We start from the raw sequence: 21153 nt of genomic DNA, 5'->3' as shown, positions 1-21153 counted from the left end.
ATGTCCCCCGTTTTATGCGCTATCCCGGCACGGCCGGGCAGAGGAGATAACGCAGTGATCGGTGATTTTGACAGCATTCTGAGCGATGAAGAGGCCCAGCGGCTGGAGAGCGCGTTTCAGGCGCTGGGCGCGGCGTCGGCGAGCGGCGAGCGGCCGGTGAGCGAAGCCGAAGAGCGGGCATGGTTTGCCCATCTGCAGCAGGGTGACGCACGCGGGCAGCGGGCGTTGGCCTGGCGTTTGACGGGGGATGTGGATATCGCCCAATTGACGGCGGCGCTGCAGGCGCTGGTGCGGGAAACGCCGGGCGTGGACGTGCGCTACGTTTTTGATGACGAAAACGGCCTGGTGAAACGCCCCGCCGGCTCGGCGCCGTTGCCGGTGAGCCTTCGTCAGGTGGCGGACGAAAAACAGGCCATTTGTCGCCTGCTGCAAGCGCAGGCAACGCCGTTTGTACTGGAAAGCGAAGCGCCGTTGCGCTGCCTGCTGTTGCTCACGCCGGGCGATAACGTGATTTTGGGCGTGGTCTTGCATGACATCCTGGCGGAAACGCTGCCGTGGCGTCATCTGCCGGCGATGCTGTCCGCCCGTTATAACGGGGACGCGATGCCTCTGCCTTTCGCGGCGGAGCCGGTCGAGCTGGCGGAAACTCCGGAGCCGCAGCTGCCGTGGGTGCGCCAGGCGGTCTCACTGCAGGATTATCGCAGCCCGGCGCAGCGCGCTGAAGCCTTACCGACGGTGGGCGCGCGCGTGGTCACGCGCATTGCGCGCTCGCTGTTGCCCGCCAACGACACGCCGCGGGCGCTGCTGGCGGCGGTGGCGGCGCGGTTTGCCGAGTTCGTCGCCGCGCAGGCCGGCGGCCAAGCGGTGCAGCTGTGCGTGCCGGCGGCGGATACGGCGGAGTACGTCGGCCTGGAGCTGGGCCTGACGGCGCCGCCGCTGATGCGCCTGACCGTGCAGCATGGCGAGGGCGACGCCGGGCAGCGGCTGCTGGCGCAAACCGTGGCTGAACAGCCGGACCCGCAACGGGCGCAGCTGCTGGTGGCCTGGCGCGACGATCTGGCCGCAGAGTGGCGGCTGGAAGGCGTTCACGCCGAACGCCTGTTGCTGCCGCCGCTGCATACGCCGTTTGAGCTGGCGCTGCTGCTGGAGTTGCCGGAGGCGGAAGCGCTGACGCTCGAGCTGGTCACCGATCCGCGCCTCTCTCCGCATGTGGCGCCTTTCCTGCTGGAGCAGTTCAGCGCCTTCCTGGCCGGGCAGCGGATTGCCGTCGCATTGCCGGCGGCTGAGTCCGTTTCCCCGGCGATGGCCGCGCCGGCGGCGAACGGCGACGCGGACGAAAGCGTTGCACCGCTGATTTTGCAGGAGTTCCGTGAGGCGCTGGTGGCGCCGGAAATGACCCTGGATGAAGACTTCTTCGATCGCGGCGGCCATTCGCTGGTGGCCACCCGGGTGATCGGCCGTTTGCTGAGCCTGCATCAGATCGAAATCAACATTAACGACCTGTTCAGCCATCCGACGGCGCGCGGGTTGGCGGGCTATGCCAAACGCCTGAACGTTGCGCAGCCGAATGCCGCGGTGGCCACCGCCGACGATCATGATCGGGCGCAGGCACCGCTGTCGCTGGCGCAGGAATCGCTGTGGAAGGTGTATGAAGCCTTCGGCCATGACGAGATTTTCAACCTGCCGTTCTCTCTGCGCTTCTTCGATGCGGTGGATGAAACGGCGCTGCGTCAGGCGTTTATCGACGTCATGACTCGCCATACCGTGCTGCGTTCACGCTTCGTCGAGCAGCAGGGCGCGGTGGTGCAGGTGGTGGTGCCGGCCGCCGAGCTGCCGGAGTACCAGTGGTTCCGCTTCTCCCACGAGACGCCGGCGGGCAACGCCGCCGCCCTGTTGGCCGACGCCGGCCAGCACCGGTTCGATCTGGCCGCCGAGCTGCCGCTGCGCGTCACGCTGCTGCGCGATGCGGACAACGGTCAGCAGCTGCTGTCGCTGCTGTTCCACCATGTGGTGCTGGATGAATGGTCGCTCAACCTGATGATGGATGAATTGGGCGTCGCCTACCGCCATCGCGTCGTCGGCCAGGCGCCGCAGTGGAGCGGGCAGCCGCCGCAGTTCCACACCTTCGCCCGGCAGCAGCGGGCCTCCGGGGTGCAGCAGCAACATCTGGACTACTGGCTCGACGCGCTGCGCGGCGCGCCGGTCGGCCAGCCGATCTTCCGGCAAGAGCCATCCACCCACCCGGCGGTGCCGGCACCGGCGGACGTCAACGGCGGCTGGCTGGAGTTCGAGGTCGATCCCGCCGTGGCGGAAGGCCTGTATCAGCTCGCCCGCCGCAACAACGCTTCGCTGTTCAACGTGGTGTATGCCGGGATTACCTCGGCGCTGCACCTGCTTGGCGGCCCGGCGGATCTGTTGGTGGGCACCTCGACCTCCGGCCGTAACGACGCCGAGTTCTTCGATACCGTCGGCTACTTCACCACCGTGGTGGTGCACCGCGTGCGCTTCGACGAGGGGCTGACGGTGGCCGGGTTGGTCAGCCAGGTGAAAAACACCATCAACGGCTCGCTGCCGTACACCGATATTCCAATCGATCTGGTGGAGGAAGGGCTGTTCGGCGTGGACGCCGATCGCAAGAACCACATGTTCGAAGTGTTTATCCAGATCCACAGCCGCATCAAGCTGAACGGCGAGTTCCGGCTGCAGGACGGCAGCGCGATCGCCTACCGCCAGGTGGAGCCGGAAAAAGCCGAGTCGCTGCTCGGCCTGCAGTTTGAGGTGATGGAAGACGATCTGGCCGGGAAGAAATCCCTGCGGGTGATGATGACCTACCGCCAGGATCACTACAGCCGGGAGCAGGCCAATCTGATCGCCGACGGCGTTCAGCACGTCTTTACCCAGTTTGCGCAGCACATCGCTGGCGATATCGCTCTGGCGGCGCTGCCGCCCGGGCCGCAGGCATGACGTTGTTTCACTCTAACCGAAAGCATGATTTTCAAGGAGATAAAAGGATGTCTGGAACCCTAGCAACCCCGCGCGCGTTACTTTCGCTGCTGGTGGCGGCCTCTCTGGTGGTCGCCGGCGCTGCGCAGGCCGACGATGCCGGCATCAAACCGCAGGACATCAAGCGCGAGGCGCTGTCGTCGGCGGTGGTGGAGATGGCCTACAGCACCTCGCAACAGGCGCTGTTCGTCAGCGCGCCGGACTGGAAGGAAGAGGCGCGCTCCCGTGTGCTGCGGCTGGATCCCAACACCCTGGCGATCAAGGCGGAGATCCCGCTGCAGGTGAAAGGCTTCGGCGTGGCGCTGAACGATGCGGGCAATCGCCTGTACCTGACTCAGGGCTTCAACGGCGAAGTCGGGGTGGTGGACACCACCACCAACCACGCGCTGGGCAGCATCAAGCTGCTGGACAAAGCGGTGCTGGAGCAGGCCTACAAGCAGGCGGGCATCAGTGGCAAGCGCCTGGACTTCCTGCTGGCGGAGTTGAAGAAGTTCAAAATCACCGAGGACTACCTGTACCGCATTCGCGAGATCAAGTATGACGCGCAAAGCGGCCGCTTGTTCCTGCCGGGGCTGGGCTTCGGCGTCGACAGCGTGCTGTACGTGGTCGATACCAAGGCCGGCAAGCTGGAGAAAGTGATCCCGGGCTTCGGCTACAACGCGGTGGGCATCACATTGGATGAGAAGGGCCGCCGGGTATTCGTCTCCAACATGCAGGGGCAGGTGATCACCCTGAACGCCGACACGCTGGCGATCACCGCCACCCACGAAGTGCAGGCCGATCAGCTGCTGAATCTGGTGTATGATCCGGCGAGCAATCGTCTGCTGGGTGTCGATCAGGGTATCGATCGCGATAACTACCGCAATCATCATCTGGGGCACGACTACGTGAAGCGCAGCAGCGGCCACCGGGTATTCGCGCTGGATGCGGACAGCGGCAAGGTACTGGCCAGCGAGCTGACGGATGAGGTGCCGATCGGCCTGCTGCTCGACGAGCGCAGCCAGCGGCTGTACGTCGCCAACCGCAAAGGCGTGCGCGTGGATCACGGCGCCGGGACGCTGACGGTGTTCGACGCCAAGACGCTCAAGCGCCTGCAAACCGTAGACCTGCCGCCGCACCCTAACAGTCTGGCGTTGGATCCGAAAGGCGACGCGCTGTTCGTGACGGTGAAAAACGACGGCGCTTCCACCAAGGCCGGCAAGCCGGAAAGCGTGGTGCGCATTCAGCTGCACACCAGGTAACGTAAAAGCGAAAATAAAAAGGGGCGCCGCGGCGCCCCTTTGTCATTGGGTCATGTCATCAGAAGTGGGTGTTGATGCTCATGTAGTAAGTGCGGCCCGGTTCGTTGTAGGTGGCCGCGCCTGCACCGGCGATGTTGATCGCGCCGGTGTTCGGATCGCCTACGTTCTGCGCGTTGCCGGCGCGGAACTGGCGTTTGTCGAACAGGTTATCGATGCCGGCGGTGAGACTGACGTTTTTGGTCAGGTCATAGGTCGCGCTGGCGCCGACGACGGCATAAGGGCTGACCTCGCGGGTTTCGCCGCCGGTGGCCGGTTTACCCTGGTAGTTGTACTTCTTCGGCTTCTGACGGCCGTACCAGGTCAGGGTGGACTGCATCGACAGATCCTGCGTGGCCTGCCAGCTGAGGGTCGAGTTGACGGTGAATTTCGGGATCACCGACAGGTAATCGCCGGTGGTCTTGTTCTTGTTCTCGATCATGTAGGTGGCGTTGTTGCTCCAGGTGACGGTCTCGCTCACCGGCACGTTCAGCGAGCCTTCCAGCCCTTGCACCACCGCTTTCGGCACGTTTTCCCACTGATAGACCGCCGTGCCGGTGCTGCTGGTGGCGATGCGAGAGTTACCCGCCTCAATCTTGTTGTGGTAATCGTTGCGGAAGTAGGTCACGCCGGCCAGCCAGCCTTCGTTATGGAATTCCAGCCCGATCTCTTTGTTGACGCTGGTCTCCGCCTTCAGATCGTCGTTGCCCAGCAGGTAGCAGCCGTTTTTGGTATCGCTGCCGGCACATCCCTGGCCTTTGCTGTACAGCAGATAGTTGCCGTTGGTCTGGAACAGCGTCGGCGCTTTGTAGGAACGCGCGATGCCCATCTTCAGCGTGAAGTAGTCGCCCAGTTCCTGTGACAGGTTCAGCGCCGGGCTCCAGTTGTTGCCGGATTCCGAATGCAGATCGTAGCGCAGGCCCGGCGTCAGCATGGTGGTGTCGGTCAGTTCAATGTTGTCTTCGGCAAACAGCGAGAAGATATGCGCGGAAGCGTAAGGGCTGCGCGTACCGGTAGTCATGCCGGGAATGGTGCCGCCCATCAGCGTTTGGCTAGTGGAGGTGCCGTCCTTCATCCGCTGCTGGGTCCACTCGGTACCCAGCGTGGCGGTCTGGGCGACGCCCAGTTCAAACGGCACGCTGACTTCGCTGTGCGCCAGGAAGTCGTCCAGCTTGGTGGTGCCGAAGCCGGTGTTTTTGGTGTCGAAGATGCCTTCGGTGCCGCCGGCCAGCCCTTCGTTCAGGCGGGTGTTGCGGGTGCGCTCAAACTGCACGTAGTTGTTGGTGCTCACGCCGTTGTCCCAGGCGCCGCGGTGGGTCAGGCCGAAGGTTTCACGGTAGATGCGGTTGGTCTCTTCGCCGTAGTTGCTCTGCACCAGGGCGTTGGTGTTGGTGTTCTGGGTATCGCCGGCGTACAGGTTGCCCTGGCGGCCGTAAGCGTACTCGAACTCCAGCGACTGCAGATGGGCGAAGTCCCAGTGCAGCAAGGCGTCGATATTTTTATCGACCACCCCTTCGCGCCCGGCCGGGACGCTGTTGGCGTAGGCGCCGACGCGTTCGGACTTATGCGATTCGTTAATGTCCCAGGCGTCGGCCTGCGTTTTGCTGTAGCCGCCGAACAGACGGAAGCTCAGGGAATCGCTCAGTGGGCCGGACAGGCTGAAGTCGGTGCGTTTGGTGGCGCCTTCCTGCTTGTGCTGCGGCACGTTGAAGTAGCCGTTCAGCGAGCCGTGCAGCGCATCGCCGGCCTTCTTGGTGATGATGTTGACCACGCCGCCCGCGGCGCCGTTGCCGTAGCGCGCCGCGGCAGGGCCGCGCAGCACTTCGATGCGCTCGATCATTTCCGGCGGCACCCAGGCGGTATCGCCGCGCGAGTCGCGCTCGCCGCGCCAGCCCTGACGCACCGAGTTGCGGCTGGAGGCCGGTTTGCCGTCGATCAGAATCAGGGTGTTTTCCGGGCCCATGCCGCGGATATCGATCTGGCGGTTGTTGCCGCGCTGGCCGCTGGTGGAGTTGCCGGTCAGGTTAACACCGGGCATGGTGCGGATCAGTTCGCTGATGTCGCGCGCCGGCGGGCGTTTCTTGATCTCATCGGCGGTGATGGTGGACACCCCAGGCGCCTGCAGGTTCTGCCGGGCGGCGGTCACGACGATGGTGTCTTCGCCGCGCGGCTTTTTATCCGCGGCGCCGCTGTTTTCTTCCGTGGTGGGGGTATCGGTCTGCTGCGCGGCGTTGGCGAACGCGGACGCGCCCAATCCCAAGCCGATAAGAGTGGCTAAAGAATAACGTGATAGCTTGCTTTTCATTTGAGTGTCCTACCTTGCTGCCATCCCTCGCCGAACGGGGGGAAGGGCGGTTGTAGTTTTTGTGTAGTCGGAAATAGAAAATCGGCTGCGGCAAGGGATGCCATTGATATATCCCCGATCCCTGTCCGTTGCGCGCAATACCAGCACGATCTCCAAGCCTTACACACTATTGCAAATGCAAATTATTATCAATAGTATTTGGCGTACAGTGCGTTCGGGCGGTGGCCGGCGATAGGGAAAAGTCGACGTTCCCGGTGCCGCCAACTACAAAATGGGTAGGCGTTGTGAATACAGAACTACAGTCAGAAAGCAGCAGATTATTGGCCAGCAGCAATGCGGGCAGTCCAGGATGGTGGTTGACGGTGGCACGGCGCGGTACGCCATGGGTAGAACCGGCGGGTAATGGCCGCTGGCGAACCACCTTTTTCTGGCGCGATCCTCAGGGATGCGAATTGACCTCCGCCTACCGCCGCGTGTGGATCAACATCAACTGCCTGACCGACCATCACCAGCCGAATCCGCCGCAAAGCCTGCAGCGTTTGGCCGGCACCGACGTGTGGTACTGGCAGACCGAGCTGAGCGGCGCCTGGCGCGGCAGCTACTGCTTTATTCCCTGCTTTGACGAGCGGCCGCCGGCGTTCAGCGGCGACGATGCGCACGCCAACATGCACAACCTGCGCCACTGGTGGCACCAGGTGTTCGCCAGCGCCACCCCCGATCTGCTCAACCCGTATCGCTCCTGGCAAAGCGCCAGCGGCCACAGCGTCTCCGGCCTGCACATGCCGGATGCGCCGCCGCAGCCGGTATGGCGTTCGTTCGACGAGTATGAGATCGCCAGCGGGCGCTGCACGCCGCCGCTGCCGGCGCGTTTGCAGCGCCATACCTGGCAGAGCGAGCGCCTGGGCAACAGCCGCGACGTTTGGATCTACACCACCGGCGACAGCAAGCCGGCCGAGCGTCCGTTGGCAATCCTGCTCGACGGTCAGTTCTGGGCGAAGCAGATGCCGGTCTGGGAGCCGCTGATGCAGCTGACCCGCGAGGGAGCGTTGCCGGAAGCGGTGTATGTGTTGATCGACATCATCGATCTGCCGCACCGGGCGCGAGAATTAACCTGCAAGGACGATTTCTGGCTGGCGGTGCAGGAAGAACTGATGCCGCAGCTGGCCGACTGGGCGCCGCACAGCGACAAACCGGCCGATACGGTGGTGGCGGGGCAAAGCTTTGGCGGCCTGGCCTCTCTGTACGCCGGGCTGCGCTGGCCGCAGCGCTTCGGCGCGGTAATTACCCAGTCCGGTTCCTACTGGTGGCCGCGGCGCGACATGCTGCAGCTGCCGAGCATCCCCGACGACGCCTGCTGGCTGATGCAGCAGGTGGAACGGCATGGCCTGGGCAACCACGGTGCGCTGAAGGTATTTATGGAAGCCGGTTCGCAGGAAAAGCTGGTGCATCGGGTCAGCGGCGAAATGGCGGCTCGCCTGAGCGACGCCGGCCATCGGGTGCACTACCGGGTGGTGGAAGGCGGGCACGACGCGCTGTGCTGGCGCAGCGGCCTGACCGACGGGCTGCAGGCGGTCTGGGCCTCCGCTTTCGCCACCGCTTATCCGGCATCGGCGACGGCACGAGGAACACATGATGGAAAGCCTGAATCCGTTCGATGATCAACAGCAGCGCAGCCTGGTGCTGCGCAACGTACAACAACAATACAGTTTGTGGCCGGATTTCCGCGCCATTCCGTCCGATTGGACGATCGTCTTCGGCCCGGCGGCGCGCACCGCGTGCACCGAGTGGCTGGAACAGCATTGGCAAGACATTCTGCCGGTCGCAGCAAGCAAGGCGTGACCGGCGCCAGGTAATCACGGGAGCAATAAGCAGTGTCACACACCCCTAACTCTCTCAGCGGCCCGGCGCTTGCGGGCGAATGGCCGCTGGTCGCGGCGCAACCCGGCATCTGGGTCGCCGATCAAATCTCCCCGCATCGCAATGCCTACGCGGTGGCCCACGCCATCGAACTCAACGGCCCCATTGCCGTGGAGCCTCTGCTGCAGGCCATCATCCAGGGCCTGGGCGAGGTGGACATGCTGCGCCTGCGTTTTGCGGAACGCGACGGCGTGCCGGTGCAATGGCTGGATGACGCGCTGGCGGTGCACGAGCCGGAACTTGTCGATCTGACGACGTCGCCGGATCCCGAAGCCGCCGCGCGCGCCCTGATGGACATCGATCTGGCGAGCGATCTGCGCGCCGGCAGCGGCGCGCCGCTGTATCGCCATGTGGTGATGCGCCTGGCGGATAACCGCTGGTTCTGGTATCAGCGCTATCACCATCTGCTGGTGGACGGTTTCAGCTTCACCGCCATCGCTCGCCGCGTGGCGGCGATTTACACCCATCTTTGCCGCGGCGACGCGCTGGAACCGACGCCTTTCACGGCGTTCAGCGACGTGGTGGCGGAATACCAGGCTTACCGGGAGGCGCCGGCCTGGCAACGCGACGCCGATTTCTGGCTCGAAAAAGCGCGGCAGTTGCCGCCGCCGGCCACGCTCTGCCCGCAGCCGCTGGCCGGGCAAACCCCCACGCCGCGCATCCATCGATTGGAACAGCGCTGCGATCCGCAGGCCTTCGCCGAACTGGTGCAGTGCGGCGCGCAGCAGAAGCTGAACGCCGCCGATATGGCGGTGGCGCTGGTGGCGCTGTGGGTATCGCGCCTGAGCGGCCAACCGAGTTTCAGCGCCGGTTTTATCTTCATGCGCCGTACCGGATCGGCCGCCCTGTGCGCCGCCGGGCCGGTGATCAACGTGCTGCCGATGGAGATGCATCTCGAGCCGCAGGCCACGCTGTATGAGGCCGCCGCCCGCATCAGCCGCGAGCTGAAAACGGTGCGCCGCCATCAGCGCTACGACGCCGAACAGGTGCAGCGCGATCTGGGGCGCATCGGCGACGGCGAACCGCTGTACGGCACGGTCTTCAACTTCAAAATGTTCGATTACCAGCTGGATTTCGCCGGTATCGAAGGCATCACTCACGATCTGGCCTCCGGGCCGGTGCGCGATCTGGAGATTGCGCTGTTTATCGACGAACACCATCAGTTGAAGGTTGAGCTGCTGGCCAACGCCGAGCGTTACGGTCGCCAGGAGCTGCAGGCGCACCTGCAGCGGCTGCCGCTGCTGCTGGCGCAGTTCGCCGCGCAGGCAACGTTGCCGATCGGCGAAGCCGATATGCTGACCGCCGACGATCATGCGCTGCTGGCGCGGGTCAACGACACGGCGCACCCGGTGCCGGCGACCACGCTGAGCCAGCTGCTGGCGCAGCAGGCGCAAACCACGCCGGACGCGCCGGCGCTGGCGGATGCGCATTTCAATTTCACCTACCGCGAAACGCGCGAGCAGGTCATGGCGCTGGCGCGCGAGCTGGTTGCGCAGGGCGTGCGGCCGGGCGACATCGTGGCGGTGGCGCTGCCGCGTTCGGTGTTCCTGTCGCTGGCGTTGATGGCGATCGTGGAAGCGGGCGCCGCCTATCTGCCGTTGGACACCGGTTATCCGGACGAGCGGCTGGCGATGATGCTAGAAGACGCCGCGCCCCGGCTGGTCATCACCAACCCGGCGCAGCAGGCGCGGTTCGCCGACAAGGGCGAAATTTTGCTGTATGACGCGCCGCTGCCGGCCGACCACGCCGCCGGGGTGGCGATCGCGGGCCCGACGCCGAACCATGCGGCCTATATCATCTTTACCTCCGGCTCCACCGGGCGCCCGAAAGGTGTGCTGGTCGGCCATCAGGCGATCGTCAACCGCTTGCTGTGGATGCAGCACCAGTATCCGCTGGGGGCGGACGACGCGGTGCTGCAGAAAACGCCGTGCAGTTTCGACGTCTCGGTATGGGAATTCTTCTGGCCGCTGATGGTTGGCGCCCGGCTGGTGATGGCGCCGCCGGAGGCGCACCGCGATCCGCAGCAGCTGCAACAGCTGATCGCGCAGCACCGCATTACCACGCTGCACTTCGTGCCGTCGATGCTGGCGGCTTTCGTTGCCGCCCTGGACGACGACGCGGCGGTGGCGAGCTGCGCCGCGCTGCGCCAGGTGTTCTGCAGCGGCGAAGCGCTGCCGGCGGAGCTGTGCCGCCTGTGGCAAAGCCGCACGGCGGCGCCGCTGCACAACCTCTACGGCCCGACCGAAGCGGCGGTGGACGTGACCTGGCATCCGGCCTACGGCGACGCGCTGGCGAAGGTGACCGGCGCCAACGTGCCGATCGGCCTGCCGGTATGGAACACCGGGCTGCGCATTCTTGACGCGCGCCTGCGGCCGGTGCCGCCGGGCGTGGCGGGCGATCTGTATCTGACCGGCGTGCAGCTGGCGCACGGCTACCTTGGCCGGCCGGATCTGACCGCCAGCCGCTTTGTCGCCGATCCGTTCGGCGAGGGCGGGCGCATGTACCGCACCGGTGACGTGGCGCGCTGGCTGCCGGACGGCGCGGTGGAATATTTGGGCCGCAGCGACGATCAGCTGAAGATCCGTGGGCAGCGGATCGAGCTGAGCGAAATCGACCACGCCTTGCTGTCGCTGCCGGGCGTGCGCCAGGCGGTGACGCACGCGCTGGTGTTGCAGGGCACGCCGGTGGACGCCGGCGGCGATGCGCGCCAGTTGGTGGGCTATCTGGTGATGCAGCCTGGCGCGAGCTGGGATGCGGAAGCCCTGCGCGCGGCGCTGGCCGACCGGCTGCCGCCGCACATGGTGCCGGTGGCGCTGGTGGAAATGAGCGATTTGCCGCTGAGCGCCAACGGCAAGCTGGATCGCAAGGCCTTGCCGCAGCCGCAGGGCGGCGAGCGCAAGGCTGGGCGGCCGCCGCAGGCCGGGCTGGAAAGCGAGATCGCGGCGGTATTTGCCCGTTTGCTGCAGCGTGAGCAGGTGTTCGCCGATGACGATTTCTTCGCGCTCGGCGGCCATTCGCTGCTGGCGATGCGGCTGGCGGCGGAGCTGCGCCGCGATCTGGGCAAGGCGGTGTCCGTCGGCCAGGTAATGGTGGCGTCGCGCGTCGAGCAGTTGGCTGTCTTGTTAGCGGAAGATCGCACGCAGGAAGAGGCCGATCGCAGCGGCTTCGACAGCGTATTGCCGCTGCGCGTCACCGAGGGGCCGACGCTGTTCTGTCTGCACCCGGCGTCCGGTTTCTCTTGGCAGTTCAGCGTATTGCCGCGCTATCTCGATCAGCACTGGTCGCTGGTCGGTATCCAGTCGCCGCGGCCGGACGGCCCGCTGGCACTGAGTGAAGATATGGATCAGGTGGTGGATGCCCACCTGCAGACGGTGTTGCAGGTACAGCCGCACGGGCCGTACCACTTCATCGGCTATTCGCTGGGCGGCACGCTGGCGCAGGGCATTGCCGCCCGGCTGCAGGCGCGCGGCGAGCAGGTGGCGTTCCTCGGCCTGCTGGATACCTATCCGCCGGAGACCCAAAACTGGGACGTGATGCTGGACGACAACGTGTTGAAGGAGGTGCAGCGCGAGCGCGAGCAGTTCCTGGCGGTGTCGCAGGATACGCTCGATCCGGCGCTGGGCGAGACGCGCACCGCGATGTTCGACAACATTGAAGCCAACTACGCCGACTCGGTGCGGTTGTTGTCGCACACGCGTACTGCCCGTTTCCACGGCCAGGCGACGCTGTTCGTCGCCAAACGCACGCTGCAGGAAGGGATGGACGTGCAGCAAACCTGGTCGCAGTACGTCGATGCGCTGCAGGCGCACGAGCTGGACTGTGCGCATGTCGATATCGTTTCGCCGGCGTCGTTCAAAGTGCTGGGGCCGCTGCTGAACCGGATCTTGCGCACGCTGTAATCGCGTCCGTCATCTCGCCGCCAGGCACGGGGATGACCCCGCGTGTGGCGGCGTTTCTTGCGGTTGCTCACGGTTGAATATCAATGAGTTTTATTATCATTATTGATTTCGCCATCTGTGCTAGCATAGCGCCCCGCAACTGCAGAATCCCCGTTTAACGATGTGGTGAAAAACCGATGAGTAGCAAACCCTCCATCCTGCTTGATTTTAGCCTGCTGAAAACCAACCGGGCTTTCCGCGCGGTATTCTGCGCGCGCTTTATTTCCATTGTGGCGCTGGGGCTGATGGCGATCGCCATCCCGGTGCAGATCCAGGCGTTGACCGGTTCCACCCTGCAGGTCGGGCTGGCGGTGACGCTGGCCGGCGGCGGCATGTTCGCCGGGCTGCTGATGGGGGGCGTATTGGCCGATCGCTATGAGCGGCGCCGACTGATCCTGTTCGCGCGCTCCACCTGCGGCATCGGCTTCGTCGGCCTGTGCCTCAACGCCCTGTTGCCGTCACCTTCGCTGGCGGCCATTTATCTGCTGGCGGTGTGGGACGGTTTCTTCGGCGCGGTGGGGGTGACGGCGCTGCTGGCGGCCACGCCGGCGCTGGTGGGCCGCGAAAACATCGTGCAGGCGGGCGCCATCAGCATGCTGACGGTGCGCTTCGGCTCGATCCTTTCTCCGGCGATTGGCGGCCTGGTGATTGCTCATATGGGCATTGCCTGGAACTACGGCCTGGCGGCGTTCGGCACCCTGCTGACGCTGCTGCCGCTGCTGAGCCTGCCGCAGCTGATGCCGCCGCCGCAGCCGCGTGAACACCCGCTGCGCGCGCTGGCGGGCGGCTTCGCCTTCCTGTTCCAGAACAAGGTGATCGGCATGGTGGCGCTGATCGGCGCGCTGCTGACCATGGCCAGCGCAGTGCGCGTGCTGTACCCGGCGATGGCGGCAAGCTGGCACATCGACGCTGCCCACCTCGGCTATATGTACGCCGCAGTGCCGCTCGGCGCGGCCATCGGTGCGTTCACCAGCGGGCGCGTGGCGCACGTGGCGCGCCCCGGCTGGGTGATGCTGCTGACGGCGATCGCGGCGTTCGCCGCCATTGGCCTGTTCGGCCTGATGCCGTGGTACAGCCTGGCGTTGCTGTGCCTGGTGGCGTTCGGCTACCTGAGCGCGCTGAACTCGCTGCTGCAATACGGCCTGATCCAGAGCCTGACGCCGGATAACTTCCTCGGCCGCATCAACGGCCTGTGGACGGCGCAGAACGTGGTGGGCGATGCGCTGGGCGCATTGTTGCTGGGGGCGATGGGCGCCTTCATGCTGCCGGCGATGAGCGCCAGCGGTTTCGGCTTCGGCGCGGCGCTGCTCGGCATCCTGTTGCTGTTTGCCATGACCGGTTTGCGCCAGGTGACGCTGCACAAACCGGAGCCGCAGCCCGCCACAGAAAAGTAGTCGAACGCGTTAAGACAACGCTGTGGGATCAAATAGCAATGCTTATCATCGGCATGCGTAAAACCCACAGCGTTTATGTCATGATTTCGAAATGAAAGAAGTGCTTACGTTTATTGACATAGCAAATATCGGCGAGTAATTTAGCGCGGAATTAACTCAAATGATAATCATTATTATATTGGTTATCACTTCAAATCCTTGAGGGCGAAGCGATGGATACTGCCGTGAACGACATCAATCGAAAGGAAATGCAGGAGCGCGAAGAACACCGGTTCGCCGCTGATTTTTCTCCGGCGTCGGGCTTCTTCTTTACCTCCCCTTTCCGCAGCTTGACCACCACCGGATGTTTCAGCCGCATTCGCCTGCCGGCCGCGGACGGCGCCGATCTGAACGGCGAGTTCCAGCGCAGCGTGCGGCAGGCGTTTGCCGAGGCCCGTCAGGCCGGTATCAAAAATCCGCTGCTGTGCGGCGCTATCCCGTTCGATACCCGGCAGCCTTCGGCGCTGTTTATTCCGCAGCAGAGCCGCTGGTTCGATCGCGCCGCTTTTATGGCCGGCGTTCAGCCGGCGGCAGAGGGGCCGGAGCTGGCTGGCATAACGGAGCTGCCGCCGCAGCAGCCGTTCATGAACATGGTCAGCGATGCCGTTCACGCGATGAAGGCCGGTGAGCTGGATAAAGTGGTCTTGTCGCGCCTGCTGGAGATCGAAACGCGCCGGCCGGTGGATCGCCATGCGCTGATGGCGCGCGTGATCGCCCAAAACCCGCACGGTTTCCACTTCCACGTGCCGCTGGAGCAGGGTGCGCTGTTGGGCGCCAGCCCGGAGCTGCTGCTGCGCCAGGACGGCGGCCGTTTCTACTCCAACCCGCTGGCCGGTTCCGCCCGGCGCGATGCCGACCCGCAGCGCGATCGCGAAGTGGGGGAGCGGCTGATGGCCTCGGCGAAAGATCGCCACGAGCATCGCATCGTCACCGAAAGCATGCGTGACGTGCTGGCCGGCCGCTGCCGCTACCTGAACGTGCCGCACACCCCTGAACTGTTGACCACCACCACGCTGTGGCATCTCTCCACGCCGATCGACGGCGAGGCGGCGTCTCCAGACGAAAATGCCCTGTCGCTGGCCTGCCTGCTACACCCGACGCCGGCGCTGTGCGGCATGCCGACGGCCCAGGCACACGCCCTGATCGGCAAGCTGGAGCCGTTCGATCGCGGCCTGTTCGGCGGCATCGTCGGCTGGTGCGACGACGAAGGCAACGGCGAGTGGGTAGTGACTATCCGCTGCGGCACCGTTGACGGCAACCGGGTGCGGCTGTTTGCCGGCGCCGGCATTGTGGAAGACTCTTCACCCGAATCTGAATGGCATGAAACAGGCACCAAACTCAGCACCATTCTGCGTGCCTTTGGTATGAATCAAGGATAACGACAAGATGAGCATTGCCTTTACCCCCTGGCCGGCGGAGTTCGCCAGCCGCTATCGCGAACGCGGCTACTGGACTGACAAGCCGCTGACCGAGATCCTCGACCGCCAGGCCAACAACGACGCCCCGGCGATTATCGACGCCCAGGGCAGCCTGACCTACCGCGAGCTGCAGCAGCGCTCCGATCGCCTGGCGGCCGCTCTGCTGCGCCGCGGCGTGAAATCCGGCGACACCGCGTTGGTTCAGCTGGGCAACGTGGCGGAGTTCTATATCGTGTTCTTCGCGCTGCTGAAAATTGGCGTGGCGCCGGTCAACGCGCTGTTCAGCCATCAGCGCAGCGAGCTGAACGCCTATGCCGAGCAGATCAAACCGGCGCTGCTGATCGCCGATCGCCAGCACGGGCTGTTTGCTGACGATCAATTCCTGAACGCCTTCCGCGATGCGCATCCTTCGCTGCGGGTTGTGGCGCTGCGCAGCCAGCCCGAGGGCGAGCTGGCGCTGGCCGCCTGGCTGGACGAGGCGAGCGACGGTTTTGTCGCGCAGCCTTCCGCGGCCGATCAGGTGGCGTTCTTCCAGCTTTCCGGCGGCAGCACCGGTACGCCGAAGCTGATCCCGCGCACCCACAATGATTACTACTACAGCATTCGCCGCAGCGTGGAGATCTGCCGTTTCGACGCACAGACCCGCTATCTGTGCGCGCTGCCGGTGGCGCACAACTACCCGATGAGTTCGCCGGGCGTGCTGGGCGTGTTTTATGGCGCCGGGCTGGTGGTGTTCGCCGCCGATCCGGACGCCGGGCAGTGCTTCCGTCTGATCGAACAGCACCAAATCAACGTGACGGCGCTGGTGCCGCCGGCGGTCACGCTGTGGCTGCAGGCGATCGAAGAGTGGGGCGGCAACGCCCAGCTCGCCAGCCTGAAACTGCTGCAGGTGGGCGGCGCCAAGCTGGGCGAAACGCTGGCGGCGCGCATTCAGAACGAAATCGGCTGCCAACTGCAGCAGGTGTTCGGCATGGCGGAAGGGCTGGTGAACTACACCCGGCTGGACGACGACGAACGCCACATCCTGACGACGCAAGGGCGGCCAATGTCGCCGGACGACGAAGTGTGGGTGGCGGATGACGACGGCAATCCGTTGCCGGCGGGCGAGGTCGGGCGGTTGATGACGCGCGGGCCTTATACCTTCCGCGGTTACTACCAGAGCCCGGCGCACAACGCCGACGCCTTCGATGCCGACGGTTTCTACTGCTCCGGCGATCTGATCAGCATCAGCGAAGACGGCTACATCACCGTGCAGGGGCGGCAGAAAGATCAGATCAACCGCGGCGGAGAGAAGATCGCCGCCGAGGAGATCGAGAACCTGCTGCTGCGTCATCCGGACGTGATCAACGCCGCGCTGGTGTCGATGCCGGACGCGCTGATGGGGGAGAAGAGCTGCGCCTATATCATCGCCAACGCGCCGCTGAAGCCGGTGGTGCTGCGTCGCCACCTGCGCGAGCAGGGCGTGGCGGACTTCAAACTGCCGGATCGCTTTATTCAGGTGGACAGCCTGCCGCTGACCCCGGTCGGCAAAGTGGACAAAAAACGGCTGCGCCAGCAGCTCGACGCGCAACTACAGACTCAGGCTCAGGGAGATTAATCGATGGCCATTCCAAAACTTAATGATTACGCGCTGCCGACGGCGGACGAACTGCCGCAAAATAAAGTCACCTGGCAGGTAGAACCGCAGCGCGCCGCGCTGCTGATCCACGATATGCAGCAGTATTTCCTCAATTTCTGGGGCGAAGACAGCGCGCTGATTAAACAGGTGGTGGAGAACATCGCCAGCCTGCGCCGCTACTGCAAACAGCAGGGCATTCCGGTGTTCTATACCGCGCAGCCGAACCAGCAGAGCGATGAAGATCGCGCGCTGTTGAACGACATGTGGGGGCCGGGCCTGAACAAACACCCTGAGCAGCAGGCGGTGACCGCCGCGCTGGCGCCGGACGAAGACGACACGGTGCTGGTGAAATGGCGCTACAGCGCCTTCCACCGCTCGCCGCTGCAGGAGATCCTGCAGGAGTCCGGCCGCGATCAGCTGATCATCTGCGGCGTGTATGCGCACATCGGCTGCCTGACCACCGCCATCGACGCCTTCATGCGCAATATCCAGCCGTTCATGGTGGCCGACGGCCTGGCGGATTTCTCGCGCGACGAACACCTGATGGCGCTGCGCTACACCGCCGGCCGCTGCGGCCGGGTGGTGACCACCGCGTCCCTGTTGCCGGCTGCCGGTATCGCCAGCATCGATGCGCTGCGTCAGCAGATCCTGCCGCTGTTGGACGAAGACAGCGAAGACATGGGCAACGATGAGAACCTGATCGATTACGGCCTGGATTCGGTGCGCATCATGGAGCTGGCGACCCGCTGGCGCAAGATCCGCGGCGATATCGACTTTATCGCGCTGGCACGCAACCCGACCATCGACAGCTGGTGGGCGCTGCTTTCCGAAGAGAAAGCCTGATTTTAATAACGAGAGAGGGCGGCCGCTCGGCCGCCCCGTTGGTTCTATAAGGAGATTACGATGAATGCTTTGATCACCAAGGGAAAACGTGCGGCATTTCCGCTGATGCTGCTGTCCACGCTGCTGTTCTCCAATACGCTGCTGGCGCAGACCGCGCCGGAAGTGCTGCGCAAGCCGGTTGGCAAGGGCGCCTATGAAATGGCCTACAGCCCGAGCGAGAACGCGCTCTATCTGGCGACGTCGCAGAGCCGCAAGCTGGACAAGGGCGGCATCGTTTACCGCCTGGATCCGACCACGCTGGACGTGACCCAGATTATTCATAATGACATCAAACCGTTCGGCGCCGCCGTCAACGCCAAGACCGGCACGCTGTTCTTCGGCAACACCGTCAATAACTCGGTGACCGCCATCGACGCCAAGACCGGCGACGTGAAAGGCCGCCTGGTGCTGGACGCGCGCAAGCGCTCCGAGACCGTCAAGCCGCTGGCGCCGCGTGAGCTGGTGGCGGATGCCGACAGCGATACCCTTTACATCACCGGTCTGGGTGAATCCAGCGTAGTGTGGGTGGTGGACGGCAAGGATCTGACCCTGCGCGCCACCGTGACCGACACCGGCAAATACGGCACCGGCCTGGCGCTGGACGCCGCCGCCAAACGTCTGTACGTCACCAACGCTGACGGCGAGCTGGTGACCATCGACACCCAATCCAACAAGGTGCTGTCGCGCAAGAAGCTGGATGAGTCCAAAGAGCACTTCTTCCTGAACATCAGCCTGGATACCGCTACCCATCGCGCGTTCATCACCGATTCCAAGCAGCCGCAGGTCCTGGTGGTGGATACCCGCAACGGCAACATCCTGAGCAAGATCGACGTGCCGGAATCGCTGGCGGTGCTGTTCAACCCGGCGCGCAATGAAGTTTACGTCACCCATCGCCAGGCGGGCGAAGTGAGCGTAATCGACGCCAAGAGCTACAAGGTGCTGAACACCATCAAGACGCCGACCCACCCGAACAGCCTGGCGCTTTCGCCGGACGGCCAGACGCTGTACGTCAGCGTCAAGCAGGCTTCCAGCCGCGAGAAAGAAGCCACCGCGCCGGACGATGTGATCCGCGTAGCGCTGAAATAATCCCGCTCAGGGTAAGCGCATATCGAACAGGCGAAGCGGCGACGCTCCGCCTGTTTTTTTTCGTCCAAGGATCTGCGGTATAAAGAGTGTATTGATCCGTTAACCCGAAGGAACGTTGGTTATGCCTGCCTCGCGTACCCCGCTGTTATTGTCCGTTATCACCCTACTGCTGCTGGCCGCGCTGATCCACAGCGGCATCCGCCCTTACGATCGCACCACCTGGCTGATGGAGGTGGCGCCGGTATTGGTAGTTTTGCCGCTGCTGTGGCTGACTTATCGCCGCTACCCGCTGACGCCGCTGCTCTACACGCTAATTTTCTTCCATGCGCTGATCCTGATTTTCGGCGGCATGTACAGCTACGCCCGCGTACCGCTGGGGTTTGAGGTGCAGCAGTGGCTGGATCTTGGCCGCAACCCATACGACAAACTGGGGCATTTCTTCCAGGGATTGGTGCCGGCGTTGGTGGCGCGCGAGATCCTGCTGCGCGGCGGCCATGTGCAAGGGCGCAAGATGCTGGGCTTTGTGGTGTGCTGCATCGCGCTGGCGATTAGCGCGGTGTATGAGCTGATCGAGTGGTGGGCGGCGCTGGCGCTGGGCCAGGGCGCCGACGAGTTTCTCGGCACCCAGGGTGACCCGTGGGATACCCAGTCCGACATGTTCTGCGCCTTGCTCGGCGCGCTATGCGGTTTGCTGCTGTTCGCCGGTTGGCAAGACCGGCAAATTCGCCGCCTGTGCTGACTATTTTCCGGCGTTGCTCAGACCCGCCTTATGGCGGGTTTTTTTATGGCTGTTTAGATTGTTAATCCAGTTTGCGTGCGTGCTGCACCAGTAATAGGCTGCAAAATCTTCTCTATGAGCTGTGTGAAGTATTTTTATATCATTTTGTTTTTATTGGTTTTTACTCTTTTTGTTAAGAATTTTCTTATCCATTGCGCTATGCTAATATTGCCACGATTGATAGGGGTTAATGAGCGTTAATTAGTTTATCGCGCAGGGAATTATGAGATACATAATTAATAATAATATTAAATATCATGAAGATAGATCGGAGCTGATCTCGCTGCATGACGACATTCCGCCGATTGCGCTGACGGCCACGCTGAATCGCCTGCTTTCCGCCCTGGTGCGCAACAATAATCTGGTGCTTTCCCGCGAAACGTTGCTGACGCAGGTGTGGGAGGCGCACGGTCAGGTGGCCTCCGGCAACAACCTCAACAACACCATTTCGATTCTGCGCAAAGCGTTCTCTTCGCTCGGCGAGGAAGATATTATCGTCACCCTGCCGCGGCAGGGATTTATGTTTACCGCCACCGAGCTGAAAACGACGGACAGCCTGGCAGAGATGCTGATGGTGCAGAACGCGGCACCCGTCGGCAAGGCCGTGCCTTTTGCAGAGCCTGCGGTCCGATTGATGCGCTTTAAACACATTATGCTGGGCGGGTTGCTGCTGCTGGCTGTGGGAATGAGCTTGTGGGCCTGGCAAGATGCCGATTACGAGCCGCTCAGCGCGATGAAGGTGGGTAACATCGGTAGCTGCGAGATCAAATTCGTCACCTCATACCATAAGCCCGGGCCGGGTGAGGTTGATTTAAGCCACCTGAAAAGCCTGCTGGAGCAGAAAAACATCCCATGTGATGTACCGGCGACCGTATTGTATTACGACAGTAAATTCATTTTGCCAAATGCCACCGGCCGGATCAGATCGTCTTACTTCTATTATTGCCCCCAAGTGAAGATGGCGATCGGCGACGCGCAATGTGAGAATTTCCATGAAAACCAGAAATTGTAGTCGAATTTGGCGGTATCGTTTCGCGTTGTTAAGCATGGCATCTGCACTGAGTTGCGGCATTGCCGGATACATGCTGTTTGTTAAACCGCAGATACCGGAATGCCGTGCGGTGGTACAACTCACGAACGAAATGCCCAACGAAGTATGGAAACGCTTGTTATTGGTCAGTATCGTGCCTGACGGCCCGCGACGCGCTACCGTGTTGCTCAATGGCAGCTTCTATCAAGGAGATACGCGTTACGATATCAGCCGGGCGGTGGTGTTTTCGTACCAGCGTCAGGGAAGCAACTATGCGCTAAAGGTTGATGAAAATATCCGAAAGCCGTCGGATACCGTGACGAAAGACGAGATGAACCGGCGGTTGCCCGTGTTGGGGGTTTTATATCATTTGCGCATCGAGCAGGTCGATCGGCACCACTATCTGGTGAGCAACAACCACTCTCCGTGGTTTGTCTGCGCCACGAAAGGGGAATAAATCCCCCGGCA

At 63.4% G+C, this 21153-nt stretch carries 14 protein-coding genes; 13 read left to right on the top strand and 1 reads right to left on the bottom strand.

Going from position 1 to position 21153, the window contains the following annotated elements:
• The first annotated feature begins 54 nt into the window (after window positions 1-54).
• Both ACJ8HB_RS12595 and ACJ8HB_RS12590 read left to right on the top strand, forming a co-directional pair.
• The gene (locus ACJ8HB_RS12595) at window positions 55-2964 is read left to right on the top strand and encodes a condensation domain-containing protein (protein WP_047569712.1); all 2910 of its coding nucleotides are present in this window, start codon (window positions 55-57) and stop codon (window positions 2962-2964) included.
• Window positions 2965-3011: 47 nt separating this feature from the next.
• The gene (locus tag ACJ8HB_RS12590) at window positions 3012-4244 is read left to right on the top strand and encodes a YncE family protein (protein ID WP_047569710.1); all 1233 of its coding nucleotides are present in this window, start codon (window positions 3012-3014) and stop codon (window positions 4242-4244) included.
• Between the two features lie 58 nt (window positions 4245-4302).
• On the opposite strand, the gene ACJ8HB_RS12585 is transcribed toward ACJ8HB_RS12590, so the two are convergent.
• Window positions 4303-6585: a TonB-dependent siderophore receptor gene (locus ACJ8HB_RS12585; protein ID WP_033636747.1), complete on the bottom strand. Its 2283-nt coding sequence runs from the start codon at window positions 6583-6585 to the stop codon at window positions 4303-4305.
• Window positions 6586-6869: 284 nt separating this feature from the next.
• Here ACJ8HB_RS12585 and fes point away from each other — a divergent pair, with 284 nt between their 5' ends.
• From fes to ACJ8HB_RS12530, 11 genes are all read left to right on the top strand, one after another.
• Window positions 6870-8243, top strand: coding sequence for an enterochelin esterase (gene fes / locus ACJ8HB_RS12580; RefSeq protein WP_072265060.1), 1374 nt, complete (start codon window positions 6870-6872; stop codon window positions 8241-8243).
• Window positions 8218-8424 (top strand): MbtH family protein, encoded by a 207-nt coding sequence (locus ACJ8HB_RS12575; protein WP_033636748.1) that lies wholly within the window; start codon window positions 8218-8220, stop codon window positions 8422-8424. The genes fes and ACJ8HB_RS12575 overlap by 26 nt, the downstream gene beginning before the upstream one ends.
• Before the next feature lie 32 nt (window positions 8425-8456).
• Entirely contained in the window at window positions 8457-12401 is a 3945-nt protein-coding gene (locus ACJ8HB_RS12570) for an enterobactin synthase subunit F (RefSeq protein WP_047569707.1), read from the top strand.
• Between the two features lie 176 nt (window positions 12402-12577).
• The gene (gene entS, locus ACJ8HB_RS12565; RefSeq protein ID WP_047569705.1) at window positions 12578-13834 is read left to right on the top strand and encodes an enterobactin transporter EntS; all 1257 of its coding nucleotides are present in this window, start codon (window positions 12578-12580) and stop codon (window positions 13832-13834) included.
• Window positions 13835-14046: 212 nt separating this feature from the next.
• On the top strand, window positions 14047-15252 hold the full coding sequence (locus ACJ8HB_RS12560; RefSeq protein WP_047569703.1) for an isochorismate synthase: 1206 nt from the start codon (window positions 14047-14049) through the stop codon (window positions 15250-15252).
• 7 nt (window positions 15253-15259) lie between these two features.
• Window positions 15260-16888, top strand: coding sequence for a (2,3-dihydroxybenzoyl)adenylate synthase (locus tag ACJ8HB_RS12555; RefSeq protein ID WP_033649956.1), 1629 nt, complete (start codon window positions 15260-15262; stop codon window positions 16886-16888).
• A 3-nt stretch (window positions 16889-16891) separates the two neighbouring features.
• Entirely contained in the window at window positions 16892-17752 is an 861-nt protein-coding gene (locus ACJ8HB_RS12550; protein WP_047569701.1) for an isochorismatase, read from the top strand.
• Between the two features lie 105 nt (window positions 17753-17857).
• Window positions 17858-18877 (top strand): 7-bladed beta-propeller protein YncE, encoded by a 1020-nt coding sequence (yncE, locus tag ACJ8HB_RS12545; RefSeq protein WP_369916763.1) that lies wholly within the window; start codon window positions 17858-17860, stop codon window positions 18875-18877.
• 121 nt (window positions 18878-18998) lie between these two features.
• A complete protein-coding gene (locus ACJ8HB_RS12540; RefSeq protein ID WP_047569699.1) occupies window positions 18999-19616 on the top strand; it encodes a DUF2238 domain-containing protein in 618 nt (205 codons plus the stop codon).
• Between the two features lie 262 nt (window positions 19617-19878).
• Window positions 19879-20667 carry a winged helix-turn-helix domain-containing protein gene (locus tag ACJ8HB_RS12535; RefSeq protein ID WP_047569697.1) on the top strand — a complete coding sequence of 263 codons (789 nt, stop codon included), beginning with the start codon at window positions 19879-19881 and terminating at the stop codon, window positions 20665-20667.
• Between the two features lie 34 nt (window positions 20668-20701).
• Window positions 20702-21142: a hypothetical protein gene (locus tag ACJ8HB_RS12530; RefSeq protein WP_160208046.1), complete on the top strand. Its 441-nt coding sequence runs from the start codon at window positions 20702-20704 to the stop codon at window positions 21140-21142.
• Window positions 21143-21153 lie beyond the last annotated feature (11 nt).

The organism is Serratia sp. CY27727 (genome assembly GCF_052169275.1).
In the GTDB taxonomy this organism is placed as follows: Bacteria; Pseudomonadota; Gammaproteobacteria; order Enterobacterales; family Enterobacteriaceae; genus Serratia; species Serratia sarumanii.
This window is presented reverse-complemented; position numbering and strand designations above follow the sequence as displayed.